General features: G+C 68.1%; 21 protein-coding genes. 10 read left to right on the top strand and 11 right to left on the bottom strand.

From position 1 onward, the window contains the following. Positions 1-42: 42 nt before the first annotated feature. The 7 genes from ACVCMB_RS16855 to pilG all read right to left on the bottom strand — a co-directional run bounded on the left by ACVCMB_RS16855 (position 43) and on the right by pilG (position 11,790). Positions 43-576, bottom strand: a complete 534-nt coding sequence (locus ACVCMB_RS16855) for a chemotaxis protein CheW (RefSeq protein ID WP_395117019.1) — start codon at positions 574-576, stop codon at positions 43-45. Further along, positions 573-2,354 (bottom strand): chemotaxis protein CheB, encoded by a 1,782-nt coding sequence (locus tag ACVCMB_RS16850; protein WP_447105758.1) that lies wholly within the window; start codon positions 2,352-2,354, stop codon positions 573-575. Before ACVCMB_RS16850 ends, ACVCMB_RS16855 begins: the two co-directional genes overlap by 4 nt. Then, complete coding sequence (locus tag ACVCMB_RS16845) at positions 2,347-8,226, bottom strand: Hpt domain-containing protein (protein WP_395117015.1); 5,880 nt, start codon at positions 8,224-8,226, stop codon at positions 2,347-2,349. The genes ACVCMB_RS16850 and ACVCMB_RS16845 overlap by 8 nt, the downstream gene beginning before the upstream one ends. A 103-nt stretch (positions 8,227-8,329) precedes the next feature. Continuing rightward, entirely contained in the window at positions 8,330-10,360 is a 2,031-nt protein-coding gene (locus ACVCMB_RS16840; protein ID WP_395117013.1) for a methyl-accepting chemotaxis protein, read from the bottom strand. Between the two features lie 134 nt (positions 10,361-10,494). Continuing rightward, complete coding sequence (locus tag ACVCMB_RS16835) at positions 10,495-11,034, bottom strand: chemotaxis protein CheW (protein WP_395117011.1); 540 nt, start codon at positions 11,032-11,034, stop codon at positions 10,495-10,497. Further along, complete coding sequence (locus ACVCMB_RS16830) at positions 11,031-11,402, bottom strand: response regulator (protein ID WP_395117009.1); 372 nt, start codon at positions 11,400-11,402, stop codon at positions 11,031-11,033. The genes ACVCMB_RS16835 and ACVCMB_RS16830 overlap by 4 nt, the downstream gene beginning before the upstream one ends. Before the next feature lie 22 nt (positions 11,403-11,424). After that, entirely contained in the window at positions 11,425-11,790 is a 366-nt protein-coding gene (gene pilG, locus ACVCMB_RS16825; RefSeq protein ID WP_395121350.1) for a twitching motility response regulator PilG, read from the bottom strand. Between the two features lie 385 nt (positions 11,791-12,175). Between pilG and gshB the strand changes: the two genes are divergently transcribed. The 7 genes from gshB to ACVCMB_RS16790 all read left to right on the top strand — a co-directional run bounded on the left by gshB (position 12,176) and on the right by ACVCMB_RS16790 (position 18,750). Further along, entirely contained in the window at positions 12,176-13,153 is a 978-nt protein-coding gene (gene gshB / locus ACVCMB_RS16820) for a glutathione synthase (protein WP_447105757.1), read from the top strand. After that, the gene (locus ACVCMB_RS16815) at positions 13,150-14,019 is read left to right on the top strand and encodes a TonB family protein (RefSeq protein WP_447099425.1); all 870 of its coding nucleotides are present in this window, start codon (positions 13,150-13,152) and stop codon (positions 14,017-14,019) included. Before gshB ends, ACVCMB_RS16815 begins: the two co-directional genes overlap by 4 nt. 35 nt (positions 14,020-14,054) lie before the next feature. Beyond that, positions 14,055-14,624, top strand: coding sequence for a YqgE/AlgH family protein (locus ACVCMB_RS16810; RefSeq protein WP_395117003.1), 570 nt, complete (start codon positions 14,055-14,057; stop codon positions 14,622-14,624). After that, complete coding sequence (gene ruvX, locus ACVCMB_RS16805) at positions 14,621-15,070, top strand: Holliday junction resolvase RuvX (protein ID WP_447105756.1); 450 nt, start codon at positions 14,621-14,623, stop codon at positions 15,068-15,070. The genes ACVCMB_RS16810 and ruvX overlap by 4 nt, the downstream gene beginning before the upstream one ends. A gap of 32 nt (positions 15,071-15,102) precedes the next feature. Next, positions 15,103-16,029 (top strand): aspartate carbamoyltransferase catalytic subunit, encoded by a 927-nt coding sequence (locus ACVCMB_RS16800; protein WP_447105755.1) that lies wholly within the window; start codon positions 15,103-15,105, stop codon positions 16,027-16,029. Positions 16,030-16,305: 276 nt separating this feature from the next. Beyond that, complete coding sequence (locus ACVCMB_RS16795) at positions 16,306-18,090, top strand: hypothetical protein (protein ID WP_447105754.1); 1,785 nt, start codon at positions 16,306-16,308, stop codon at positions 18,088-18,090. A 249-nt stretch (positions 18,091-18,339) separates the two neighbouring features. Next, the gene (locus tag ACVCMB_RS16790) at positions 18,340-18,750 is read left to right on the top strand and encodes a BON domain-containing protein (RefSeq protein ID WP_395116995.1); all 411 of its coding nucleotides are present in this window, start codon (positions 18,340-18,342) and stop codon (positions 18,748-18,750) included. 68 nt (positions 18,751-18,818) lie between these two features. On the opposite strand, the gene ACVCMB_RS16785 is transcribed toward ACVCMB_RS16790, so the two are convergent. Further along, the gene (locus ACVCMB_RS16785) at positions 18,819-19,988 is read right to left on the bottom strand and encodes a PilT/PilU family type 4a pilus ATPase (RefSeq protein WP_136256917.1); all 1,170 of its coding nucleotides are present in this window, start codon (positions 19,986-19,988) and stop codon (positions 18,819-18,821) included. A gap of 154 nt (positions 19,989-20,142) precedes the next feature. Then, positions 20,143-21,180, bottom strand: a complete 1,038-nt coding sequence (locus ACVCMB_RS16780; protein WP_395135988.1) for a type IV pilus twitching motility protein PilT — start codon at positions 21,178-21,180, stop codon at positions 20,143-20,145. Positions 21,181-21,528: 348 nt separating this feature from the next. Between ACVCMB_RS16780 and proC the strand changes: the two genes are divergently transcribed. The 3 genes from proC to ACVCMB_RS16765 all read left to right on the top strand — a co-directional run bounded on the left by proC (position 21,529) and on the right by ACVCMB_RS16765 (position 25,937). Then, complete coding sequence (gene proC, locus ACVCMB_RS16775; protein WP_395116991.1) at positions 21,529-22,353, top strand: pyrroline-5-carboxylate reductase; 825 nt, start codon at positions 21,529-21,531, stop codon at positions 22,351-22,353. Then, entirely contained in the window at positions 22,350-22,925 is a 576-nt protein-coding gene (locus ACVCMB_RS16770; RefSeq protein WP_447105753.1) for a YggT family protein, read from the top strand. Before proC ends, ACVCMB_RS16770 begins: the two co-directional genes overlap by 4 nt. Positions 22,926-23,102: 177 nt before the next feature. Then, on the top strand, positions 23,103-25,937 hold the full coding sequence (locus ACVCMB_RS16765; RefSeq protein WP_447105752.1) for a valine--tRNA ligase: 2,835 nt from the start codon (positions 23,103-23,105) through the stop codon (positions 25,935-25,937). Positions 25,938-25,988: 51 nt separating this feature from the next. Here ACVCMB_RS16765 and rimI read toward each other — a convergent pair whose 3' ends face one another. Both rimI and ACVCMB_RS16755 read right to left on the bottom strand, forming a co-directional pair. After that, entirely contained in the window at positions 25,989-26,471 is a 483-nt protein-coding gene (gene rimI, locus ACVCMB_RS16760) for a ribosomal protein S18-alanine N-acetyltransferase (RefSeq protein ID WP_395116986.1), read from the bottom strand. 3 nt (positions 26,472-26,474) lie between these two features. Next, the gene (locus ACVCMB_RS16755) at positions 26,475-26,930 is read right to left on the bottom strand and encodes a hypothetical protein (protein WP_447099431.1); all 456 of its coding nucleotides are present in this window, start codon (positions 26,928-26,930) and stop codon (positions 26,475-26,477) included. Between the last annotated feature and the right edge of the window lie 4 nt (positions 26,931-26,934).

Here is a 26,934-nt window from a genome sequence, read left to right as displayed (position 1 = left end):
CACGGCCCGCCACCGACGCGCAGTCGCGCCGATGCCGTGGACTCAGTGCAGGATGTCGGCCGCGCCGGGTGCGTCCGGCGGCATCTCGCCGGCGGCAGCGTCATCCTGGCCGGCATCGAGCAGGTCGAGCAGATGCGCCTCGATCCACTCCAGATCGGGGATCATCGCCACGTCGTCGCGTACCAGCACGTGCGCGCGCACGCCGTCGGGCAAGCCCTTGCCGTCGTGGGTGGGGATGATCAGCTCGGCATTGAGCGTGGTCAGGCGCGGGAAACCCTGGGTCTGCACCGCGATGAACGGCAGGCGCGGATCGCCGCCCAGCGCCTTGAGCACGGCCACGCGCACCACCAGCTCGCTGTCGCCCTCGGCGGTGCCGGCGAGCTGCGTGAACGACACCAGCGGCACGCGCCAGCCACGCCAGGCGATGCGGCCAAGCAGCCAGTGCGGCGCGCCCTCGACCGGCTCGGGCGCGCTGTACGTCACCACCTCCGCGATCGTGGCATTGGGCAGCAGCATGCGCGCTTCGCCGACCGGCACCAGCACGCAGCGGATTTCACGCGGCAACGGATCACTCATGGAAACACCTCGATCAGGTGCGCCGCCAGTTCGGACGGCGTACCGGAGAAACTGACCAGTCGCTCGGCGAAGATCCCGCTGACCATGTCGGCGAAATGATCCCCGGACGACGATTCGACCCAGACCTGGCCGCCTCGATCATGGATCGCCTGCGAGCCGGCGATCGCGTCGTTGCCGCGCCCGGCAAAGACGATCGCCACCGCATCGCGGCCGAAGCCGTTCGCGGCCATGCTCAGGCTGGCGTCGATCGACGGTTCCGGCGCGGCGTCGGCAAGCAGCTCCACGCTGCCGTCGCGACGCAGGCGAACCTGTTGGCCGGCGGGCACCATCAGCACCTCGCCCATGCCGACGCGACGGCCGGCTTCGGCCACGCGTACCGGCAGCGGGCTCTTTTCGGCGAGCCGCGCGAGCATTTCCTGCTCGGTGTGGCTGCCCAGGTGCTGGGTCAGCAGGAACGTCAGGCGAGTGCTGGCGGGCAAGCTGCGCATGAACTCGCACACCGAGTCGACGCCATCGACCGCCGCGCCGAGCAACACGATCCGGCTCAGCGCCGAGCCGAGTTCATCCAGCACCATCTCGTGATCCGGCACGAAGGCCTGCGGCGCAATCGCCTCCTCCATCGAGACCAGTTCCAGGCTCATGGTCGGCTGCAGATCGGCGGCGACCGGCTCCACGTCGGGCGCCAGGAATTCCGCGGCGCTGAGTTTCTCGATGCCGAACGCGGCGGCGTCGGGCTTGTCATTTGATTCGACCGGCGCCTCCTCGTCGAGCAAGGCCCAGTTGTCCGGCGCGCGCACCGGCGTCTCGGGTGCGGCGGGCACGACCGACGCAGCGGCATCCATCGCCTCGGCGGTCAGGTCCGGGGCATCCAGCGCCGAAAAGTCCAGCTCATCGACCGCGGATGACGGCGCGCTTTCGTCCAGTGCGATGCCGTCGTCGTCGGAATCGGCCAGTTCCACCACGCCGAAGTCGCCGTCGTGCAGCGGCGGCAGTTCCTCGTCGCCGGTGAAGCGCAAGCCCGCGCCGACCGTCTGCTCGTCCTCTTCGTCCGGCAATTCGCCGGAGGCGAGCAGCGCCTCGAGTTCGGCAGCCAGGTCATCCGATTCGGCGGTGATGCCGGGGTCGGCCGCCGGCTCGATCTCGTCATCGAACGGAATGCCGGCGTGCGCATCGAACGCAGCGCCGGGAGCGTCGTCTTCGCTGGCCGCGGTCTGCAGCGGCTCGTCGGCGGGCAGGTCCGGCGGCGGCTCGTCTGCCGTCACCGGCGTCGCCGCGTCCTGCGCGATCGGCGCTGCCAGATCGTCTTCTGCCGGCGTGGCGAAGATCGCGGACTCGTCGACCGCGTCGCGACCAAGGGTCTCCGTCACCACCGGCGCAACCGCTGCGACCAGCGCAGGCGCGACCTGCACCTCGCGCGCATCCTCGGGCCGCGGCGGGTCGATGTCGCCCATCGCCAGCACTTTCACCGCCAGGTGGCGCGCCCAGCGCGCACGATCCCAGCCGGACAGCGCGCGGCTGGCCTGGGCATCGTTGAACACCACCCGCGGCCGGTCGCCGTCGATGATGTCGTACAACTGGTCGAGCGCATCGTCGGCGTCGTCGTCCAGGTTGATCACCAGTACGTCCGCGCCCACCTGCTGCAGCAGTTCGCGGTTCAGCCCGGCCACGCCGCCCTCGTGGACGATCCGCGCGCCGCGCTCGTGCAGCGCATCGCGCAAATGCCCACCGAGTTCGCTGTCGTCGAACAGCAGCGCGACCGCGGGTGGCGTATCAGTCATGAATCGGCTCCGCGGCACGTTGCTCCAGCACCTCGGCGATCTGCAGCAGCAGTTCCGCCTCCTGGTAGGGCTTTCCGAGGTATCGATCCACGCCGATGTCGAACGCGCGCTGGCGGTGCTTGTCGCCGCTGCGCGAGGTGATCATGATGATCGGCACGTCGCGCAACCGCGGGTCGGCCTTCATGTGAGTGGCCAGCTCGTAGCCGTCCATGCGCGGCATCTCGATGTCCAGCAGCATCAGGTCGGGTACGCGCTCGTGCAGTTTCTCCAGCGCGTCGACACCGTCCTTGGCGGTGCTGACCTCGTACTCGTGGCGTTCCAGCACGCGACCCGTGACCTTGCGCATGGTGATCGAGTCGTCGACCACCATCACCAGCGGACGTACCAGCACCTCCTCGATGACCGGCGCCTTGACCGCGCTGAGGCCTTCGGCCAGGCGCTGCTCGCGGCGGATCATGCCGTGACGTACGAGCGGCGCCAGGTCGAGAATGATCAGCACCGAACCATCGCCCATGATGGTGGCGCCGAGCAGGCCCGGCACCGAGCTGATCTGCGGGCCGACCGACTTGACCACGATCTCGCGCGAACCGAGCACGGCGTCGATGCGGATGGCCGCGCGCAGGTCGCCCGCGCGGGTCAGCAGCAGCGGCTGCTGTTCGTCCTCGGTGGCGAGGCCGGGCGGCAGGCCGAGCAGCTCGGCCAGGTCGTGGACGCCGTAGTCCTCGTTGCCGTACTGGAACGAGGGCTCGTCGGTGGCCAGCAGTGCAGCCAGGTCTTCCGGGTTGACTCGCGCCACGCCCTGTACCGAGGTCATCGGGATGGCGAACGTGGCCTCACCGATGCGCACCAGGATGGCCTGGGTGACGGCGAGGGTGAACGGCAGGCGCAGCACGAAGGTGGTGCCCTGGCCTTCCTCCGACTCGATCGACAGCGAACCGCCGAGCTGCTTGATCTCGTTGGCGACCACGTCCATGCCGACGCCGCGACCGGCCAGCTGGGTGACCTGGCTGGCGGTGGAGAAGCCGGGCTGGGTGATCAGCGACAGCAGCTGATTGTCGGTAGGCCGCGTTTCCGGACGCAGCATGCCGCGCTCGATGCCGCGCTTGCGGATAGCCTCGCGATTGAGGCCGCGACCGTCGTCGCTGACCCGCACCACCACCTCGGTCGCCTCGCGGGCCACCTTGATGCGCACCGCGCCCTCGGCCGGCTTGCCCAGCTTGCGCCGCTCGGCCGGACTCTCGATGCCGTGCGCGATGGCGTTGCGCAGCATGTGCTCGAACGGTGCCTTGATGCGGTCGAGCAGGTTGCGGTCCATTTCGCCGTGCGCGCCGTCGACGTAGAGCTGGGCCTGCTTGTGCTCTTCCTGCGCGGCCTGGCGCAGGGTGCGGCGCAGATTGGGCACCATCGTGTCGAACGGCAGCATGCGCGTGCGCAGCAGGCCGTCCTGCAGTTCGGTGCTGACCCGCGACTGCTGGATCAGCAAGGTTTCGGCCTGGCGGGTCAGCTCATCCAGCATGTTCTGGATGGACACCAGATCGGACACCGACTCGGCCAGCGCTCGCGAGTACTGCTGCAGTTGCGAGTAGCGATCGAGCTCGAGCGGATCGAACGCGGTCAGGCCCGCCTCGCGATGCTCGCGCTGGAAGCGCGCGATGATCTGCGCCTCGGTCTCGATTTCCAGCATGCGCAGCTGGCTGCGCAGGCGTGCCACGGTCTGTTCCAGCTCGACCAGGTTGAAGCGGTAGCCGGCCACCTGCTGTTCCAGTCGCGAGCGGTAGATCGCCACTTCGCCGGCATGGTTGACCAGGTTGTCCAGCAGGTCGGCGCGGACGCGGATCTGCTCCTGCGGCGAGTGCGTCTCGCGCGCCGTCTCGGGCAGCAGCTCGGGCAGGCTGTGCTCGTCCTCATGGGCGACGGGTTGCGGCGCCTCCTCCACCGGCGCGTGCGACGCGTCCGTCGCGGGTTCGGCCTCGCCGACCAGCGCGGTGGCGCCGGCAAGCTGCAGCAGGTGGTCGATCGCGGCCTGCGGATACTCCGGCATGTGGCCCTGCGACACGCGCTGGACCATCGTGTTGAGCTGATCGAAGCTCGCCTCGAGCGCACTGATCAGCGTGCCGGTCTTGTCGGCGTCGCGGATGGGTTTTTCCAGCACCGTCTCGATCGCGTGGGCGAGGTCGCCCACCGACACCAGGCCTGCGATGCGCGCACCGCCCTTGAGCGTGTGCAGGTCGCGCTGCAGTTCGCCGACGCAGGACGTATCGGCGGGATCGGCGTGCCACTTGGCGAGCACGCCGTCGGCGCTGTCGAGAATCTCGCGCGCCTCGTCGATGAACACTTCGAGCAGGTCGGCGTCGATGCGGCTACCGTCGGGCAGCACGAACGCGGGCGCCGGTTCCACCCGAGTCGCGGCGGCCCTGGCGGCGGCCTGCTCGGCGGCGGCCTGCTTGGCAGCCTGCTCGGCCGCAGCTTGTTCGGCTGCCGCCTGTTCCGCGGCGGCCTGCGCCGCCGCCAGTTGTTCCGCCTGCTCTGCCGCGGCTTGTTCCGCGGCAGCTTGTTCGGCAGCCGCCCGCTCGCGTGCGGCCTCCTCCTGCGCAGCTTGCTCGGCAGCGGCTTGCTCGGCAGCGGCCTGGCGAGCAGCTTCGGCGGCGGCGTTGGCCGCGGCGATGGCCGCGTCGGGCTCGAAGGCGCGCAGCGCAGCGGTCATCTCGGCAGCGGCATCCATGTGCTCGTCGTGACCGGTTTCCGCATCGACGCCTTCCGGCGCGGACGGCTCGGCGAGGGTCGGAGTCGACTCGCGGGCGGTGTCGGCCTCGATGGCCGGCTCGTCCACCGCATCATCGCCCGCTTGCGGCTCGAATATCACATGCGCGACTTGCGACTCGGGGTAGTCGTCGCGCATCTCGGTGATCTGCGCGGTGAGCGCGTCGACGTTGGGCAACGGCAACGCCGGGGCGTCGAACTGGGCCATTACCTGGTCGACCACGTCGGCCGCCTGGCCGAGCAGGCGCACGCCCGACGCGGGCAGCGGCTGGCCGGATGCGCGCAGGCGCTTGAACAGGCCTTCCAGCGGCGATAGCAACTGTGTCAGCAGCGGGATGTCGACCATCGCGATCGCGCCGTGCAAGGTGTGCACGGCCCGCAGCAGCTCCTCGCTGACCGGCAACGCGCCTTCGCTGCGCTGGATCGCGGTGCGGATGGTCTGCAGGTACTGGGCAACTTCGCTGCGCAGGATCTCCAGCAGCACCGGATCGATCGGCGGCATCGCCGGCATGTCCACCAGCGGTTCCGGCTCGGCCGGCACGGGCTCGGCGGCGGCCGCGCTTGCCACGTCGGCATCGGTAAGGCTGGCCCGCGGCACGTCGGCCGCGTCGACGGTGGCGCGCGGCACGCGGCGGACCACCGTGCGGGTGACCGTTTCGGTACCGCGCTGCATGAAGTCTTCCACCCGTGCCGGCTGGCCTGCGGCCAGCCGCTCGGCGGCCTGCATGATCGCGCTGAGCGGCACCTGCGGATCGCCCTCGCCCTTGAGCGCAGCCAGCAGTTGCGGCAGCGCGTCGATGGCGTGGCGGACCACGTCCTGCACGTTCTGGTCCGGCTCGATCGTATGGTCGAGGACGCGGTTGAGCATGTCCTCCACCTTCCACGCGAACTCGCCCAGCACGCCGGCGCCGACCAGGCGGCCGGAGCCCTTCAGGGTGTGGAACGAGCGGCGGATGCCGACCAGCGCCGGCGTCTGCGCCGGGTCGGCCAGCCAATCCTTCTGGGCCACCGCGAGGTTGTCGATCTCCTCCTGCATTTCCTCCAGGAAGATGTCGCGGATGTCGTCGTCGATGCCTTCGGCATCGGCGTTGAAGCGGGTGTTTGCCGCCAGCGGATCGGCGACGGGCACCTGTTCGGTGACCTGCTCCTCGATCTCGACCCAGTCCTCGCCGACGGCGCTGGCCGGGCTCGCCGGTGCGCCGGTCTCCGCCAGTCGCAGCCCGTCGAGGTCATGCGTGGGTTCGGGCGAAGCCTGCGCGTCGCCGACGAACAGGCTGCCGAGATCGGCGCCGGGCAGCAGGCTGACGGACTCGGAGAGGTCGGGGTGCTGCTCGGCTTCGAGCGACGCGGAAGCCGGTGCCTCGGCGACCGGCGCGGGCTCCTCCACGGCCGCGCGCTGCGCCGGGACCGGCCAGTAGCCAAGCTGGGCCAGGCTGTGCTCGGCCACGTCGAGGATGTGTTCGAGGCCGCCACGGTGCTCGCGCGCCGCCTCCAGGTAGTACTCCAGCGCGGCCAGCGCGTCGGCCAGGTGATCCATCTGCGCACCGCTGGGCACGCGACGGTCCTGCAGCAATTCGTAGTCGATGAACCGGCCCACGCCCTGGGCCAGTTCGGCCGGACGCGGCGAGGACAGCATGCGCATGGCGCCGGCCACCTCGTCCATCAACGGCGGCGCACCGGCCAGGCGATCGTGCTGCCAGCCCGACTCCACGAAGGCAACGATCGCGTCCTTCACCTTGCCGGTGTTGCCGATCGCTTCCTGCATCAGGGTGGAGACCACGCCGAGCGCTTCGCTGCGCGGCAACCCCTGCGTGGGGTCGGCGGCAGCGGCAGGTTCGCCTTCGGAGCCGAGGCTCTCGATGTGGTCGTCCAGCGACGCCTCCACGTAGAGCAGCGCGCCGGCGACATCCAGCAGCGTTTCCTCGTCGGCAGGACGCAGGCGGTTGGCGATTTCGTCGAGCACGCGGCGCTGCTCGCCGACCACGCGGCGCGGCACCGCCAGCGCCAGCATGCCCAGCGTGTCGCCGACCCGTTCGAGCACTTCGCCCTGGGCGGCAAGCTGGGCCGGATCGCCGTCCTGCTCGCGCAGAAACAGGTCCAGCGCTTCCTTGACGCGCAGCAGGTCGTCCTTGAGCGCGCGCGACACCGAATCGAGCAGGGCGCGGTTGTGCCCGGCCATCGAGCCGCGGGCGTGTTCCAGTTCACCGGCATCGGGCAGCAGGCTGTCCAGCGCGTAGGTGCTGCGCAACAGCTCCATGTGCGGGCTGCGCTGCTTGGCCTGGGCCACGATGTAGAGCAGCTTGCAGGCCACCTCGTCGGCATCGCTCGCGCGCAGGCTGTTCTCGCCATGTTCGATCAGCAGGCGGATGTTGCGATCCACCTTGCCGATCAGCTGGCGCACTTCGGGGGCGTGCCCCTTGAGCATGCCTTGTTCGAGACCTTCCAGCACCCCGGCGGCGATCCACCACAGGCGCCGGCCATGCACGTGATAACAACGCGCAGTGATCGCCAGCAGGGTCTTGCGCATGGCGACCAGTTGCTGGGCCGCATCCTGGCCGCGGAACCACGCCAGCAACTGCTGCTGGAAACGCAGGCGCAAACCGGCCAGCTCCACGCGGTGCGCCGCGGCATAAGCCTCGCTCATCGCCGCCGGAGCCTGCTCCGGCAGGAAGGCGTCGAGGTTCGGATGGAACATCGACGACTCGGGCAGCGGCTCCAGCCCGCGGGTGGCACGCAGATCGTTCAGCAGCGGCAGCAGCACCACCGGCACGTCGCGATGGCCGCTGGACAGCCGTTCCAGGTAGTCCGGCAGCTGCATCAGGCCACGCATCAGGGCGGCGTAGGCTTCCTCGCGCTGGAGCACCTGGTCGTTCAACAGCGCGCCGACCAGGGCCTCCATCTCCGCGGTGACCGCCGCCGCGCCGTACAGCTCGACCATCTTCAGCGTGCCGTGCACCTGATGCAGATGATCCGTGCAGGTGCGCATGAAATCGCGCTTCCCCGGATTGTCGACGTACGACTCCAGTGCCTCGCGGGCGATCGACAAGGTGTCGTCGAGTTCCGGCTTGACCCACTGCAGCGTGGTGAAATCGATGTGGTCTTGAAGTCTCATGCGCCTCTCTCAGCGGTCACGCCATGCGGGCATTGCGAAACCAGCGAGACTGCCCCCCGTACTGTGCGTGTATTCATCCGGCTGCTGCCCACGTCGAGCAAAATCATCCCGGCAGCTTGAAGTGGGCCACGGAACGCCGCAGGTCGCTTGCCAGTTGCGCCAGGGTACCGATCGAGTCGGCCGTCTGGCTCGCGCCCTGCGAGGTCTGCGAGGTAATTTCCTGGATCGCGTTCATCGACACCGAGATATCGGTTGCCGCCGCGGACTGCTCGCGCGCCGCGGTGGAGATGTTCTGAATCAGCGCGGACAGATCGTGCGAGACGCGCTCGATGTCGCCCAGCGCGCTGCCGGCGTCCTCGGCCAGTCGCGCACCGGCGACCACCTCGGCGGTGGTCTGCTCCATCGAGTTCACCGCTTCGTTGGTATCGGACTGAATCGTCTGCACCAGCGTCTCGATGCGCTTGGTCGCGCTGGTGGAGCGTTCGGCCAGTCGCTGCACTTCGTCCGCCACGACCGCGAAACCGCGACCCGCCTCGCCGGCCGAGGCCGCCTGGATGGCCGCGTTCAAGGCCAGGATGTTGGTCTGCTCGGCGATGTCATTGATCAGTTCCACGATCGAGCCGATCTCCTGCGAGGATTCGCCCAGGCGCTTGATGCGCTTGGAGGTCTCCTGGATCTGGTCGCGGATGGAGTCCATGCCGGAGATCGTCTCGCGCACCACCTCGGCGCCGCGCGAGGCGATCTTCACCGAACGCTCGGCCACGTCGGCGGATTCGGCGGAATCCTTGGACACCACGTCCATCGAGCTCACGATCTGGTTGATCGCCGAGGTCGCCGAGGTGATCTGCTGCGCCTGCTGCTCGGCCGCGTTGGCCAGGTGGCGGGCGGTGGTCTGGGTTTCCTGCGCCGAGGACGACACCTGCTCGGAAGTCTCGTTGATGGTGGTCACCAGCGATCGCAGCTCGTCGATGGCGTAGTTCACCGAGTCGGCGATCGCGCCGGTGATGTCCTCCGACACCGTGGTCTTCACGGTCAGGTCGCCTTCGGCCAGCGAACCCATCTCGTCCAGCAGGCGCATGATCGCCTCCTGGTTGCGCTGGTTCAGCTCGGTACTCTGGGCGAAACGCTTGCGCTGGTCGGTGACCAGGGCGATGACCAGCAGCAGGGCGAAGGCGACCGCGGCGATGGCGCCGAACAGGCCCCACCACACGTTCGGGAACAACCGGCGCAGCGGCAGCTTGCCGATCTGGTCGGACAGGTCGTTGGCGCGCAGCAGGACGGTCTGCGAATCCAGCGAGGCCTGGTTGCCGGCGCGCTTCACGTCGGCGATGTTGGCGGCAGCGGCGGACAGCTTGGCCACCGGGTCGGCCAGCTTCGTCCAGCTGGCGTCCATCTCGGTAAGGATCTTGCGCGCATTGGCGTCGGAGATCGGCCGCACGCCGCTGTCCGGGTTGCCCTCGATCAGGCCCTTGAGCACGCTGCCGTACAACTGCGCGTCGCGCGACAGACCGTCGGCCGCGGACTGGGCGTTGTCGCCGCCCTGCAGCACCTCCTGCACGCGGCGGATGATGCGGTCGGCGGACAGCATCTGGCGCGAGGTACCGAGCATCTGTTCGGAACTGCCGTTGCGCTGCTGCAGGATGTTGACCACCTGCTCCATGCTGGAGTTGAGCAGCGGCATCTGCTGCGAAATCGTCGCCGCGCGCTGGCCCGAGTCGAGCACCACCGCCTTGTTCGAAAGGATCTTGCCGATATCGGCGTCGAGCTGCGCCCAGGCCGCGTCCAGCGCGGTCACGGCACGGCCAGCCGGCGACTTGTTGCCGTCGGCATAGGCTTGCATGCCGCTGTCGGGGTCACCCTTGTCCAGTCGCTTGACCGCCGAGTCGATGGCATTGCGGGTGGACTCGAGTTCCTTGAAGGAGTCCACGTTGCCGTCGGCGGATTCCAGCGCGAACTTCGCCGTCTGCTGCGACAGCACCTGGATTTGCGTGGTCAGCGCGACCGCCTGGCGATCCTCGCCGTTCTTCTGGTTGAGCATGAAGAAGTCGAGTGCCGCGAAACCGATCGCGATCAGCAGCAGGACAATGAGTGCGGTATATCCGCGTTCCCGGCTGACGCCCCCTGTAGTACTCATGTTCACCTCATCGGTCTAACTGATATGTGCCGCCCATACGCACCGGCCCCTGCCGCGCTGCCCCGAAGCGGGTGCCGGCCTTCCGGTCTCCCCGCTCCAACCGCACGGCATCCCCTGCCGGCTTCACCCGGTCGTCAGGCAGCCGCCTGACGGAAATCCGGTGCACGCACGAGCCGGTTCATGCTGAAAATCGCCAGTTGCTGCTCGCCCACCCGGTTGTCCACGAAACGCGCCAGCCGCGGATCGGCTTCTTCCTGCGCCTGCTGGCGCTGCTCCGCGTCCACCGTGCGCTGGCCGAGCACCTCGTCCACCAGCAAGGCGACGCTGCCGCCGCCCTGGCGCACCACCAGCAACCGGCTCCGATCGGAATGCTGGGTGCGTTCGCCGAACAGGAAGCGCCCGATGTCCACCACCGGCACCAGGTTGCCGCGCACGTTGGCCACGCCGAGCAGCCATGGCTGGGTGCCCGGCACCGGAGTCAGCACCGGCACGGCGAGCAGCTCGTTGATCTCGTCAATGCCGCTGACCAGCAGCCTGGAACCGACCCGGAAACCGATGCCGCGCCACAGGCCCGGTGCCTCGAACTTGTCCTGGGTATCGGAGGCATGCGCCAGCGACAGCCGCTCGTAGCGCGCCAGAATCTCGAACGGGGTACGGTTGGCGCTCTGGTTCATGAGCCGCTCGACAGCAGATCGTTGATGCAGGCCAGCAGGTCTTTTTCGTTCACCGGCTTGGTGATGAAGGCGCGCGCGCCCTGGCGCATGCCCCAGACGCGATCGGTTTCCATCGACTTGGTGGTGATCATCACCACCGGCACGTGCTGGGTTTTGGGGTCGCGGGTGAGCGTACGGGTGGCCTGGAAGCCGTTCATGCCGGGCATGATGACGTCCATGATGACCAGGTCAGGCTGTTCGGCGCGCACGCGCTCGATGCCCTCCTCGGCCGTGCTCACGGCTGCCACGTGGTGCCCGGCCCGCTCCAGCAGCGTGGTGAACACGCGTACGTCGGTGGGTGAGTCGTCGATGATGAGAATGTTTGCCACAGCTCCCCCTCAGGGTCTGCAGTCAGTGACTTGCTGCAGTACTGACATGTCGATGGATTGCGCCAAGCAGCTCGTCACGGGTGAACGGCTTGGTCAGGTATTGTTCGGCGCCGACGATGCGGCCGCGCGCCTTGTCGAAGAGTCCGTCCTTGGAGCTGAGCATGATCACGGGCGTGGCGCGGAACTCGGGGTTGTTCTTGATCAGGGCGCAGGTCTGATAGCCGTCGAGGCGGGGCATCATGATGTCGACGAAGATGATCGCCGGCTTCTGGTCGGAAATCTTGGCCAGCGCCTCGAACCCGTCGACCGCGGTCAGCACCTCGCAGCCCTCTTTCTTCAGCAGGGTCTCGGCGGTGCGGCGGATGGTCTTGGAGTCATCGATCACCATGACCTTGAGGCCCGCCAAATCGGTAACGCTCACGTTCAAATTCACTCACTCCCCCCTGTGGCTCGCCACGAGCTCAGGACAAGTATCAGGACATGCAACTGTTGTGCCCAATGGTACGCGTGTGGAAATCCCGGTGATCCGGCTGCTGCAAACCCGCACCGTGGCGGCATCCCCGAAGCTTTGCTGTTTACTGCCTGCCCGTCGAAACTGTCAAGCGACCGCCGCGACGCGATGCCCGCCGATCGCACTAATTGACGCATATTGGCACCTCATGCCGCGCGCACCACGACCGGCACAACATGAACGACGCGGCTAGTATAGCCGGCAGTCGTCGCGCCCCTGCCGGCGCGACCGCACAAACCCGGCAATCCGCGGAGCACCCCGCATGACCTTCTCCGTCGGCGTCCTGATGGACCCCATCGACGCCATCAAAGTGGCCAAGGACACCACCCTGGCGATGCTGCTGGAGGCCGCCCGACGCGGCCACGCCCTGCATTATTTCGAACAGGGCGACCTCGCCCTGCGCGACGGCGCGCCGTGGGTGCGCAGCGCCCCGCTTGAGGTGCGCGACGATCCGCGCGACTGGTACACGCTGGGCCAGCCGCGCTGGCACGACCTGCGCGAGCTGGACATGGTGCTGATGCGCAAGGACCCGCCGGTCGACGCGCAGTTCGTCTACGACACCATGGTGCTGGAAGCGGCCCAGCGCGGCGGCGTGCTGGTGGTGAACGATCCGCGTTCGCTGCGCGACTGCAACGAGAAGCTGTTCGCGCTCGAGTTTCCGCAGTGCATCGCGCCCACCCTGGTGGCACGCGACCCGGCCGAACTGCGCCGGTTCGCCGCCGAACACGGCGAGGTGGTGCTCAAGCCGCTCGACGGCATGGGCGGGCGCGGCATCTTCCGCGTGCGCCACGGCGACAGCAACCTGAACTCGATGCTGGAAACCCTGCTCGGTGGCGACGGCCATGGCGCGCACCGGCAACTGGCGATCGCCCAGAAATACCTGCCGGAGATCAGCGCCGGCGACAAGCGCATCCTCGTCGTGGACGGCGAACCGGTGCCGTACGCGCTCGCGCGCATTCCGCAGGGCAGCGATTTTCGCGGCAACCTCGCCGCCGGCGGTCGCGGCGAGGGCGTGCCGCTGTCCGACCGCGACCGCTGGATCGTGGCACAGGTGGCACCGGAACTGCGTCGCCGCGGACTGCTGTTCACCGGCCTGGACGTGATCGGCGACTACCTGACCGAGATCAACGTCACATCCCCGACCTGCGTACGTGAACTCGACGCACAGTTCGGGCTTAACATTGCAGGCCAGCTGTTCGACGTCATCGAGCGGCACGCCAGTGGAAATCGTCCTGCGTGAGTGCAACCGCAACCGTTACCGCCCGACCCGAGCCGATCGGCGCCACCATGCTGTTCTCGCTGCTGCTGCACGGCGTGCTGCTGCTGGGCATCACCTTCCACTTCGCCAAACCTGATCCAAGCCTGCCCACGCTCGACGTCGCGCTGGTCAACGTGGCCAACCAGGAGGCGCCGGACAAGGCCGATTTCCTGGCCCAGGCCAACAACCGCGGCGGCGGCCAGAGTGACCGTGCCGCGCGCCCCTCGCAGCTGTTCTCCGGCGCGTTGCCCCGACCTGATCCCGGGGTCGCGGCGCAACCGGTGCAGGAATCCACGCCGCTGCCGCACCCGGCCACCCCCGCGCGCATGGTCACCACCAGCGGCCGCAGCGATTTCAGCGTCGCCAGCGATACCGCGCAGACCGAAGTCGACCCGCAACACGCCACGCCCACCGCGGCCGAACTGAAGCGCCAGCAGGCGATCGCCCAGCTCGCCGCCGAACTGCGCCGCAAGAAGGTGGATTACGCCAAGCGGCCGAAGGTGAAATACCTCACCGCCAGCACCCGTGAATACGCCTATGCCGCCTACATGCGCGGATGGTCGGATCGGGTGGAGCGGGTCGGCAACCTGAACTATCCCGAGGAGGCGCGTCGCCGCGGCCTGCACGGCAACGTGCTGCTCACCGTGGTGCTCAACCTCGACGGCAGCATCAAGAGCATCGACGTGATCCAGAGTTCCGGCCAGCCGGTGCTCGACGCCGCGGCCGAACGCATCGTGCGCCTGGCCGCACCGTTTCCGCCGGCACCGCGGGCCGGCGAGCACGTCGACGAGCTGAACATCACCCGCACCTGGCAGTTCCAGCCCAACAACGTGCTGCAGACGCGCTAGGAGCGCCGCGATTCGGCTGCGACTACAATGGCGCCATGGCTGCCATGCAACCCGCGACCCTCACCGGTCACTTCCTGATCGCCATGCCGGGCCTGGCCGAGCCGCCGTTCTCGCGCGGCGTGGCGCTGCTGTGCCAGCACGACGAGGACGGCGCGGTCGGCTTGCTGGTGAACCAGCTGTCCGAATACCGCTTCGGCGACGTGCTGGCGCAGATGAAACTCGAATGCGCCGACGCCGACCTGGCTGACGCACCGGTGCTGATCGGCGGCCCGGTACAGCAGGAGCGCGGCTTCGTGCTGCATCACGAACCGGGCGACTGGGAATCGACCTACCGCATCAACGCCGAGTGGTCGGTGACGACCTCGCGTGACATCCTGGTGGCAATGGCCGCCGGCGAAGGCCCGCGCCAGGCCATCATGGTGCTCGGCTACGCCGGCTGGGATGCCGGCCAGCTGGAACAGGAACTGATGGCCAACGCCTGGCTCACCGCCGAAGCCAACGGCCGGGTCGTCTTCGACACGCCGCTGGAGGAGCGCTGGAGCGCCGCCGCCGGCCTGGTCGGGGTGGACCCGCGCCAGTTGTCCGGCTACGCGGGCCACGCATGAGCTGTGTGCTCGGCTTCGATGTCGGCAGTCGCCTCACCGGCGTGGCCATCGGCAACCGCCTGACCGCCACCGCGCGCGCGCTCGCCGTGGTCGCCGTCCGCGACGATCGGCCCGACTGGGACCGGCTCGACGCCCTGCAGCGCGAGTGGCAGCCCGACACCCTGGTGGTCGGCCTGCCGTTGACCCTCGATGGCGCCGAACAACCCGCCAGTCGGCGCGCACGCGCCTTCGCCGGCAAGCTGACCGAGCGCTACCGCCTGCCGGTGGTGCTGGTCGACGAACGCCACAGCTCGCACGAAGCTGCCGAACGTTTCGCCGCCGGACGCGCCGCCGGCATGCGGCGACGCCGCGAAGGCGCCGCCATCGACGCCGAGGCGGCGGCAGTGATTCTCGAACGCTGGCTGCTCGAGGTCGCCGTGATCCCGCACGACGCCACCCCGCACTGATCAGCACCTTCCTCCCCAATCCGCGAACCCCCATGAGCCCTCGCCTGCGCCACCTGACCACCCTGGAAAACCTGCCGCGCGAGACCATCGAGCGCCTGCTCGACCGCGCCGAGGCGCTGCGCGATGCCTGCGCCCACGGCACCCGCAAGCTGGACGTGCTGGCCGGGCGCACCGTGCTGAACCTGTTCTTCGAACCATCCACGCGCACCCGCACCTCGTTCGAACTGGCGGCGCGGCGGCTCGGCGCGGACGTGGTCAACTTCGACATCGGGCTGTCCTCCACCAGCAAGGGCGAGGAGCTGTTCGACACCCTGCATACGCTCGAGGCGATGCACCTGGACGCGATCATCGTGCGCCACAAGCAGTCCGGCACGCCGGACGAACTGGTACGCCATGCAATGAGCGGCGTGTCGGTGATCAACGCCGGCGACGGCAACCACGCGCATCCCACCCAGGGCCTGCTGGATGCGCTCACCATTCGCCAACACCGGCCCGATTTCGAGAACCTGACGGTGGTGATCTGCGGCGACATCAGCCACTCGCGGGTGGCCCGCTCGGACATCAATGCCTTCACCGCGCTGGGCGTGAAGGAGATCCGCCTGTGCGCCCCGCCCGAGCTGATGCCGGCCACCGACGAAGTCGTCGAAGGCCAGCGCTTCACCGACTTCGACCAGGCCATCGAAGGCGCCGATGCGGTGGTGATGCTGCGCCTGCAGAAGGAGCGCATGGCGCGCATCGAACTACCCGACGAGGCCGCCTACTTCACCCGCTACGGGTTGGACCGTCGCCGCCTGGCGCGCGCGGCCAAGGGTTGCCTGGTCATGCATCCGGGGCCGATCAACCGGGGCATCGAGATCGCCTCGGAGGTGGCCGACGGCGCGCAGTCACGCATCCTCGAACAGGTCGGCAACGGGGTGTTCGTGCGCATGGCCGTGCTCAACGAGGTGCTTGCGCGCTGAATGCCCGCTGCAGCGCCGGCGCCGCGCCCGCCACGGACGCAACCCGGGAGCGAGGGCGGCAGAAATCTTCCGGGCTGCAAAAGCGGCTGCGCGGTCCGCATTCGACCAGCTTCGCTGTTGTAAAGCGCTTCGCCGCTTCTTGAGCCATGGAACCACCATGGGTCGGCGAACCGTCGATACCCCGTCCTCGCGCAGCCTTTTTTTCGTCTCCGAAGTTTCTGCCGCCCACGCTCCCAGCGGGCATAATGGCCGCTGCTGCTCACCACGGGGATCAACATGCGCGCGACAACCCGCTATCTCGCGATGGGACTGACCAGCGTCCTGCTGGCTGCCTGTTCGCACAAGGACAAGGATGCACCGCTGGCGTTCGTGCCGGCCGATACGCCGTACGTCGTGGCCAACCTGGACGTGCTCGACGACGACACCCGCAAGGCTCTCCTGGCCCAGGCCGACGCCCAGTTGCCGTCGCAACTGGAACAGATGGACGCCGCGGCCGACCGGCTCGCCGAGAAGGACCCTGACGGCGCCCGCCTGCTGCGCGCGCTGCGCGCCGAGTTCAACGGCAAGACGGTGGAGGGCTTCGCCCAGTCCGCCGGCCTCGACCTGAAGGGCTACTCGGCCCTCTATGGCCTGGGCCTGGCGCCCGTGCTGCGCTTCCAGCTCGCCGACGCGGCCGCCTTCGACGCGTTCGTGGGCCGCCTGGAGACCGCCTACGGCAAGAAGTTCGAGGTGGCCAGCGAAGGCAAGCAGAGCTACCGCCGCTATGCGTCCACCGAATCGGGCACCGAGGTGATCCTGGCCACGGTGGACAAGCAGGCGGTGGCAGCGCTGCTGCCGATCGACGCGCCGAAAACCATGCTGCGCGAGGCGCTGGGACTGGATCGGCCGCAGAAGAGCATGCAGGACGACGGTCGCCTGGCCGACCTGGCCAAGGCCAACGGTTACAAGAAGTGGCTGGTCGGCGAACTCGACCTGACCCGCGTGCTGCCGCTGGCAATCGGCGGCACGGACGCACTGGCCAATGCGATGCGCAAGGCGCATGCGGTGGCCGAGTCGGCCAAGACCGGCGAGCCGGTGGCCAATCAGTTGCAGGTCCCGCCGTCGTGCAGCACCGATGCCGCTCGCATCGCCGCACGGGTGCCGACGATCAGCTTCGGCTACACCCGGCTCGACGCCGGTCATCAGGACGGCCGCCTCGACATCGCGCTGGCCGAGGACATCAGCAAGGCGTTCTCCGGGCTCAAGGTCGAACTGCCCGGGCTGGGTCAGGCCGGTACCGCGCCATTCGACGTGAGCCTGGCGCTGCCGATCGCGAACCTGCGTACGTTCTGGATGGCCCAGGCCGATGCAGTGGCGGCCAAGCCGTTCACCTGCCCGGCGCTGAGCGATCTCAACGAGGGCTTCGCCAAGCTCGGTCCGGCCACGCAGAAAGCCGCGATCCCGCCGTTCGGCGACCTGCTGGGCGTGCGCCTGGCGCTGGATACGCTCACTGACAACCCCACCTCCAGCCTGCCCACCTTCAGCGGCCGGCTGGTGCTGGCCACCAGCAACCCGACCGGCCTGCTGGCGATGGGTCAGATGATGGTGCCCGCACTGGCGCAGCTGAAGCTGACCAATGACGGCAAGCCGGTGGCGCTGCCGCAGCAGATGGCCGGCATGCTCGGCCAGCCCGGCTGGGTGGCGATCAGCGACAAGGCGCTGGCGCTGGGCGTGGGCGCCGGCGAGGACGCCAAGCTGGCCGACACCCTGAAGGAAGCCGGCGGCAACGCGGGCCAGATGGCGCGGATGCACCTGAGCGGCGCGATGTACCTGTCCTGGGTGCAGCTGATGCAGGACAAGGTCGACGCGCTCACCGCCGCGGCCAGCGCGATGAACAACAGCGGTGATGCATCGGCGGACAAGCCCGACGACAGCGCCGCCCAGGCGGCAGAGGCGGCGGCGCGTTCCAAGGCGCAGTTCGAGGCGATGAAGCAGCAGGCGCAGCGCGTGGAAGACATCCACGCCGAGATGCATGTCGAGGCCGGCGGCATGGTGATCACCAGCCAGACGACGCTGAAGTGACATAAGCGACGCCAGGGCAGGTCGTTCCACTCCAGGCCGGGGCGCCGCGCGCACCCCGGCCTTTTTTTGCGCACGCAACGTACCGCCAACATGCTCGTGACCTCGCCTTCGCAAACCGTGGCGGCACCTGAATCGCGGCGGCGCCTGCGCACATGGCGTTCACTCCGCCGCTGCTGTCATGGCCACAAGGATCGCAAACCCGGCGACCCCGTTGTCACCACCGACAACCCCTTCTCCAAGGAGATTGCCATGCACAACCATCCCGTGATTCGCCGCAGCATGATCGCCGCCGCCCTGACGCTCGCCTTCGCCGCCGTGCCACTCAGCCAGGCCGTGGCAGCGCAGAGCAGCGAGGCCGCCGCGCAGGCATCGGACAACCAGACGGTGCCGGACAAGGCCGCCGACGCATGGATCACCACCAAGGTGAAGACCGAATTCGGCACCACCAAGGGCGTGAGCGCCACCGACATCAACGTGACCACCAACGATGGCGTGGTAACCCTGACCGGCAACGTCGGCAGCGCCAGCGAGAAGATGAACGCGGTGCGCGTGGCGCAGGGCGTCAAGGGCGTGAAGAGCGTCGACGCCTCCGCGCTGGCGATCACCCCCGCCGCCACGAAACACCACGACCGGCCCTCGTCCAGCATGAGCAGCCACTGATCGATCGCGACAACCCGTGAACGGAAAAAGGAGCCGCGAGGCTCCTTTTTCCTTGCCGCAGGATCTGCTCAGCGGTTGAGCAGGTTGCTGCCGCCGAAGCTCTTGTCGTTGGGGTCTTCTTCCAGTTCGACGCCGTCCAGCCCCTGCGACAAGGTGTGCGCGTCGCCACCCTGGGCCAGCTTGATGCGCAGGCGCACCTCGTTGGAGCTGTCCGCGTAGCGCAGCGCATCCTCGTAGCTGATCTCGCCGGCGTGGTAGAGCTCGACCAGCGCCTGGTCGAAGGTCTTCATGCCGAGCAGGGTCGACTCCTTCATCAGCTCCTTCAGCTTGTGGATCTCGCCCTGGCGGATGTAGTCCTGCGCCAGCGGCGTGCCCAGCAGCACTTCCACCGCGACCCGACGCGCCTTGCCGTCCGGCGTCGGAATCAGCATCTGCGCCACGATGCCCTTGAGGTTCAGCGACAGGTCCATCAGCAACTGCTGGCGGCGATCCTCCGGGAAGAAATGCAGGATGCGGTCCATCGCCTGGTTGGCGTTGTTCGCATGCAGCGTGCACAGCACCAGGTGGCCGGTCTCGGCGAACGCGATGGCGTGGTCCATGCCCTCGCGGGTGCGGATTTCGCCGATCATGATCACGTCGGGTGCCTGGCGCAGGGTGTTCTTCAGGGCAGCGTCCCAGCTGTCGGTGTCGATGCCGACCTCGCGCTGGGTGATGATGCAGCCCTCGTGCTTGTGCACGTACTCGATCGGGTCCTCGATCGTGATGATGTGCCCTGTCGAGTTGAGGTTGCGGTAGCCGACCATCGCCGCCAGCGAGGTCGATTTGCCCGAACCGGTGGCGCCGACGAAGATGATGATGCCGCGCTTGGTCATCGCCAGCTGCTTGATCACCGGCGGCAGGTTCAGCTCCTCGGTGGTGGGGATCTTCGACTCGATTCGGCGCAACACCATGCCCACGCAGTTGCGCTGGTAGAAGCACGACACGCGGAAACGGCCCACGCCCTGCGCGGAAATCGCGAACTGGCACTCGTGGGTCTTCTCGAACTCCTCGCGCTGGCCCGGCGTCATCACGTTGAGCACCATGTCGCGCGCCTGCTGCACGCTGAGCGGGCTCTGCGTGATCGGCACGATGCGCCCCTGCACCTTCATCGACGGCGCCACGCCGGCCGTGATGAAAAGATCCGATGCCTTCTTGTGCACCATCAGTTTCAGGAACGAGGTGAAATCGAAGTCGCTCATGGCTTTAACCCCGGGGATCGGGAACAGGGAATGGGGAATCGGAAAACCGGTGCACGCCGCGGACCGGCGCCCGGGCCGCGGGCATCCGATGAGCGGCCGCGCACGGCTTGCCGCTCATCGACGATCCCCGGCTCCCGGCTGCCGATCCCCTGCCTCACTTGAAACTGTCCTTGTTCTTGGCGTAGCCCTGCGCCTGCTGGCGCGTCACGACGCCACGCTTGACCAGGTCCAGCAGGCACTGGTCCAGCGTCTGCATGCCGAACTGCTGGCCGGTCTGGATCGACGAGTACATCTGCGCCACCTTGTCCTCGCGGATCAGGTTGCGGATGGCCGGGATGCCGACCATGATCTCGTGCGCCGCGATGCGGCCGCCGCCGACCTTCTTCAGCAGTGACTGCGAAATCACCGCGCGCAGGCTTTCGGACAGCATCGAGCGCACCATCGGCTTCTCGCCGGCGGGGAACACGTCGATGATGCGGTCGATGGTCTTGGCCGCCGAACTTGTATGCACGGTGGCGAACACCAGATGGCCGGTTTCCGCGGCGGTCAGCGCCAGGCGGATGGTTTCCAGGTCGCGCAGCTCGCCGACCAGGATGTAGTCCGGGTCCTCGCGCAGCGCCGAGCGCAGCGCCTCGTTGAAACCATGCGTGTCGCGATGCACCTCGCGCTGGTTGACCAGGCACTTCTGCGAGGTGTGCACGAACTCGATCGGGTCCTCGATCGTGAGCATGTGCCCGTATTCGTTCTTGTTGATGTGGTCGACCATCGCCGCCAGCGTGGTCGACTTGCCCGAGCCGGTCGGGCCGGTCACCAGGATCAGGCCTTGCGGCTGCTCGATCAGCTCCTTGAACACGCGCGGCGCGCCCAGGTCTTCCAGCGTCAGCACCTCGGACGGAATCGTGCGGAACACTGCGCCGGCGCCGCGGTTCTGGGTGAACGCGTTGACGCGGAAGCGCGCCAGGCCGGGGATCTCGAACGAGAAATCGGTCTCGAAGAACTCCTCGTAGTCGCGCCGCTGCTTGTCCGACATGATGTCGTAGATCAGCGAGTGCACCTGCTTGTGCTCGAGCGCGGGGATGTTGATCCGGCGGACGTCGCCGTCGACGCGGATCATCGGCGGCAGGCCGGCGGACAGGTGCAAATCCGAGGCCTTGTTCTTTACCGAGAAGGCAAGCAGTTCGGCAATGTCCATGAAGTCGTTTCCCCTCAACCGATCGTCTGGTGGCATGAATGCGGATGCACAGGGGTCCGGACCGTCGCCGCCAGCCGCCGCCCGGGCACGCAACCGCTGCCCCTGGAACCCTGCGGACCGGCAACCCGAATCCCCCTGTAGCCGCGTCGATACTACTCGCGCAAGCGGCTGTGCGGCCAGCCTTTCCCGCCTATCATGCCGCAACCGCAACGGGGATTTGCGCATCCCGTCGAAAAACGCGAGGTTGCCCCGCCGTCGGCCTCGTCGCGGCGGCGGCGGCGCGTCGTCCGCGCGCCGGCGCGCCGGCTTCCGGTAAGGTAGGCGGCTGCAACGATCAAGGAGTCCTGCATGACACGATTAGCCTTCATCGGCGGCGGCAACATGGCGCGCAGCCTGATCGGCGGCCTGCTGAAGACGGGCGTCGCCTCCGCCACGATCAGCGTCGCCGAGCCCCGCGCCGAGGGGCGCCAGGAGCTGGGCCGCGATTTCGGCATCGCCTGCTACGCGGAGAACCGGCTGGCGGCGGCCGAGGCCGAGGTGATCGTGCTGGCGGTCAAGCCGCAGGTGCTGCCCTCCGTCCATGGCGAGTTGCAGGACATCCTGCAGCGCCAGCGCCCGTTGCTGATCTCGATCGCCGCCGGCGTGCGGCTGGACCAGCTCGAACGCTGGTTCGGCGCGAGCCTGCCGATCGTGCGCTGCATGCCGAACACGCCTGCGCTGATCGGCGCCGGCGCCACGGGTCTGTGCGCCAACGCGCGCGTCAGCCCCGCGCAGAAGGCGCAGGCGCAGCACATTCTGGACGCTGCCGGACTCACCCGCTGGATCGACGACGAAGCCCTGATGGACACCGTCACCGCGATCTCCGGTTCGGCGCCGGCTTATTTCTTCGCCCTGGTGGAAGCGCTGGAGGAAGCCGCCGTGGCCCAGGGCCTGCCGCGCGACACCGCGCGCGCACTGGCCGCGCAGACCTGTTTCGGCGCCGGCCGCATGCTCACCGAGAGCGGCGACGACCCGGCCGTGCTGCGCCAGCGCGTCACCTCGCCGCACGGCACCACCCAGGCCGCGCTGGAGAGCTTCGGCGCGGACGGACTGCCGCGCATCGTGGCCAGGGCCGTGGCCGCGGCCACCCGCCGCGGCGCCGAGCTCGCCGCCGAACTGGACGCGCAGCCGTGAGCTATCTGTTCAACGCACTCTCGATGCTGATCGGCCTGGCGTTCGACGCCGTGGTGATCCTGTTCCTGCTGCGGGTGACGGCCGAAGCCTGCCGCGCCGATTTCAACAACCCGCTGAGCCAGTTCATCTACCGCACCACCAACCCGGTGCTGGCGCCGATCCGCCGCGTGGTGCCGAACTGGGGCAGGATCAACCTTGCCGGCCTGCTGCTGGCGTGGCTGGCGATGCTGCTCAAGCGCCTGCTGCTGTTCGCGCTGGTCGGGGCGATGCCCAACCTTGCCGGCCTGCTGGTGCTGTCGCTTGCCGAGCTGTTCGACTTCGTGCTGCTGTTCTACATCGTGCTCATCTTCGGCTGGTCGCTGCTGAGCATGTTTTCCGTCGATCGCCGCCAGCCGATGCTGCGACTGGTGGAGAAGATCGTCGCCCCGCTGCTGCGTCCGCTGGACGGCAAGCTGGTGTTCGGCCAGATCGACTTCGCGCCGATGGCGGTGATCATCGTGCTGTTTCTCGCCCGCATGCTGATCGCCGCGCCGCTGCTGGATCTTGGCGCCGGGCTGGCCGTGGGCGGCTGAGGCCGGCCTGTCCCGGGCGGCGGGCAGTACCCGCCCTGCGCCACGCAGACGACTGCCCGCCCACCTCGCGCGGCGCAATCATCGCGCCCCGCCTTGGGCTGGCCCCGGCCCGCACCGTACAATCACATCTTTACCCGACACCCACGCGCGCGCCTGCGCGCCAGCGAGCGTTTCCCGATGGAAAAGAGTTTCGAGCCGGCCCGGATCGAGTCGAAGTGGTACGAGCGCTGGGAAGCCAGCGGCGCGTTCAAGCCGAGCGGCCAGGGCGAGCCGTACTGCATCCTGCTGCCGCCGCCGAACGTCACCGGCACGCTGCACATGGGGCATGCGTTCCAGCAGACGGTGATGGACATGCTGGTGCGCTACCAGCGCATGCGCGGCATGAACACGCTGTGGCAGGTCGGCACCGATCACGCCGGCATCGCCACCCAGAAGATCGTGGAGAACCAGCTCGCCGTCGAGGAAAAGACCCGGCATGACCTGGGCCGCGATGCGTTCATCCAGCGGGTCTGGCAGTGGAAGGAGGAGTCCGGCTCCACCATCACCCACCAGATGCGCCGCATCGGCGCCGCGGCCGACTGGTCGCGCGAACGCTTCACCATGGACGAAGGCCTGTCGGCCGCGGTGCGCAAGGTGTTCATCGACTGGTATCGCGCGGGCCTGATCTATCGCGGCAACCGGCTGGTGAACTGGGACCCGGTGCTGGGCACGGCGGTGTCGGATCTCGAAGTGAACAACGTCGAGCGCGACGGCCACATGTGGTCGATCCGCTACATGACCACCGACGGCGCCACGTCGCTGGTGGTCGCCACCACGCGTCCGGAGACCATGCTGGGCGACGTCGCCGTGGCCGTGCATCCGGAGGACGAGCGTTATGCGCACCTGATCGGCAAGATGCTGCATTTGCCGCTCACCGGCCGGCAGATTCCGGTGATCGCCGACGACTACGTCGACAAGGATTTCGGCACCGGCTGCGTGAAAATCACTCCGGCGCATGACTTCAACGACTACGCCATCGGCCAGCGGCACAAGCTGCCGCCGATCACCATCTTCACGCTGGACGCGAAGGTCAACGACAACGCGCCGGAGAAGTATCGCGGACTCGATCGCTACGACGCGCGCAAGGCCGTGCTGGCCGATCTCGAAGCCGCCGGCCTGCTGGTCGAAACGAAGGCGCACAAGCTGCAGGTACCGGTGAGCCAGCGTTCCGACGCGGTGATCGAGCCGATGCTGACCGACCAGTGGTTCGTCGACCTCACTTCGGACGTCCAGGCGGATGGCCGCCCGGGCGGCCGCAAGGCGATCACCGAGCCGGCGCTCGATGCCGTGCGTTCGGGCGATATCAGGTTCGTGCCGGAAAACTGGGCGAACACGTATACACAATGGCTGGACAACATCCAGGACTGGTGCATCAGCCGCCAGCTGTGGTGGGGCCATCGCATCCCGGCGTGGTACGACGAGGCCGGCAACATCTTCGTGGGCGAGGACGAGGCCGACGCACGCGCACATGCCGCGACCGTGCCGGTCGGCGCCCTGCGTCAGGACGACGACGTGCTGGACACCTGGTTTTCCTCCGCGCTGTGGCCGTTCTCCACGCTGGGCTGGCCGGCCGATGGCCCGGTGAAGAACGAGCGCGGCGAGGTCGTGGCGAACTGGGCACAGGACAAGATCTTCCTGCCCAGCGCGGTGCTGGTCACCGGCTTCGACATCATCTTCTTCTGGGTCGCCCGGATGGTGATGACCACGAAGTACTTCACCGGCCAGATACCGTTCCGCGAGGTGTACATCAACGCCATCGTGCGCGATGCCGAAGGCCAGAAGATGTCCAAGTCCAAGGGCAACACGCTGGACCCGCTGGACCTGATCGACGGCATCGCGCTGGAACCGCTGGTGGAGAAATCCACCAAGTCACTGCTGATTCCGCAGGTGCGCGCCAAGGTCGAGAAGCGCATCCGCAAGGACTACCCCGACGGCATCCCGGCGATCGGCACCGATGCGCTGCGTTTCACCTTCGCCGCGCTGGCCAGCTACAGCCGCACGATCAACTTCGACATCAAGCGGGCCGAGGGCTACAAGGCGTTCTGCAACAAGCTGTGGAATGCGGCGCGGTTTGTTCTTTTGAACGCGGGGAACGGGGAATCGGGAATCGGGAATCGGAGAGACCAAAAGCCGGTGACCGAGGCGGAGCGGTGGATTCTGACGCGGCTCAAGCAGACGCTGGACGAGGTCGAGCGGCACTTTGTCAGCTATCGTTTCGATCATCTGGCGCAAGCGCTGTACGAGTTCGTCTGGAACGAGTATTGCGACTGGTTCCTGGAACTGGCCAAGCCGGCGCTCAACGGCGACGACGCGGCGGCTGCCGCGTCCACCCGCCACACCTTGCTGGTGGTGCTGGAAAGCGTGCTGCGTGCGCTGCATCCGGTGATCCCGTTCATCACCGAGGAAATATGGACGTCAGTGGCGCCGGTGCTCGGCCTCAGCGAAAGCAGCCTGCTGCAGCGACCCTGGCCACGCGCCGAAGACATCACCGCCGATGATGCGGCCACGACCGAGATCGAATGGTTCAAGAACGTGCTCTCCGGCATCCGCCGGATCCGTTCGGAGATGAATATCCCGCCCGGCAAGACGATCCCGCTGTTGCTCGCAGACGGCGACGCCGGCGATCGTGCGCGGGTGGCAAAGTTTGCCGCACAAATCGCCTTCCTCGCCCGCGTCGAGACTCCGCAGTGGATCGCTGCTGGCGCCGACGAACTCGCCGCCGCGGCCGCCGTGGTCGGCACGTTGCGCGTGCTGATCCCGCTGGCCGGGCTGATCGACGTGGCCGCCGAGAAAGCGCGCCTGGCCAAGGAAATCGGTCGCATCGAGGTCGAGATCAGGAAATGCGAAGGCAAGCTCGGCAACGCGAACTTCGTCGCCAATGCGCCGGCCGAGGTCGTGGCACAAGAGCGCCAGCGCATCGCCGACTGGAACACCACGCTGGGCGCGCTGCGCGAGCAGGCCGGCAAGCTGTAGGGCGGGCACCGCCGCACGCCGCCCCGGGCTTTTTGGCGATCGGGTTCTTGCTTATTTCTCGATATGGCCTGCGGCCATATCGAGCGCCATCACGATCGCGTCCTCGCGTCCGTCGCGTGCCGGGTAATAGCGCGGGCGCCTTCCGATTTCGTGGAAGCCCACCGACTCGTACAAGGCTTTCGCGCCCGGGTTGGACGGGCGCACTTCGAGGAAGAGTCGCTCGGCCCGGTTCCAGCGCGCCACGTCGAGCAGGCGCATCAGCAGATGCCGGCCGAGACCGCGGCCGCGATGCTCCGGGCCGATGCACAAATTGAGCAAGTGCGCCTCGCCGGCGCCGGTCGAGAGAATGCCGTAGCCGGCCACGCTGCCATCCACGCACAGAACCCAGCACGAATGCCCTGCCCGCACGCAATCGCCGAAGATGCCGGGCGACCACGGGAATTCGTACGAGGCGTTCTCCAGCGCGCTGACTGCGGCCAGATCATCCAGGTACATGCCGCGCACCTGGATCGCCGCCTTCGGCACGGCGACCATCGTTCAGGCTCCCGCGCTGGCCAGGGCACGGCGCACGCTGCGCAGCGCGTTCCACAGCCGACGCTTGGCCGTCGCGTCGGCCAACACCAGCTTCGGCTCATCGGCAAGCACAATCAGCGCCTGGCTCATCACTGCCGCCGGCAAGGCGCGGCCGAGTGCATGCGCCTGCGCATCGCCGAACACCAGGTAGGCGCGCGCCGCCGGCACCGATGACGCCAGTTGGCCACCTTGCACGCTGATGCGCGCCGCGCGCGCCAGCGCCGCACCGCCGGCATGCAGCGCGCGGCCCAGCAGGTCGAGCTCGCGGGCGTTGCACGACGCCGGCAGGATCACCACGCAGGCCACGTCGGCGTCGCCCAGCTCCGGCTCGGCCATGGCCGGCACAACTTTCGCCACGCGGCGAACCCACGGCGTCAGCCCCAGCGCGTGCAGGACGCGGGCGCGGTGGGCGGCAGGCATGGGC

Source organism: Rhodanobacter sp. UC4443_H10, from assembly GCF_052978325.1.
Note: the sequence above shows the minus strand (reverse complement) of the source record. Positions and strands in the feature narration are given on the sequence as shown.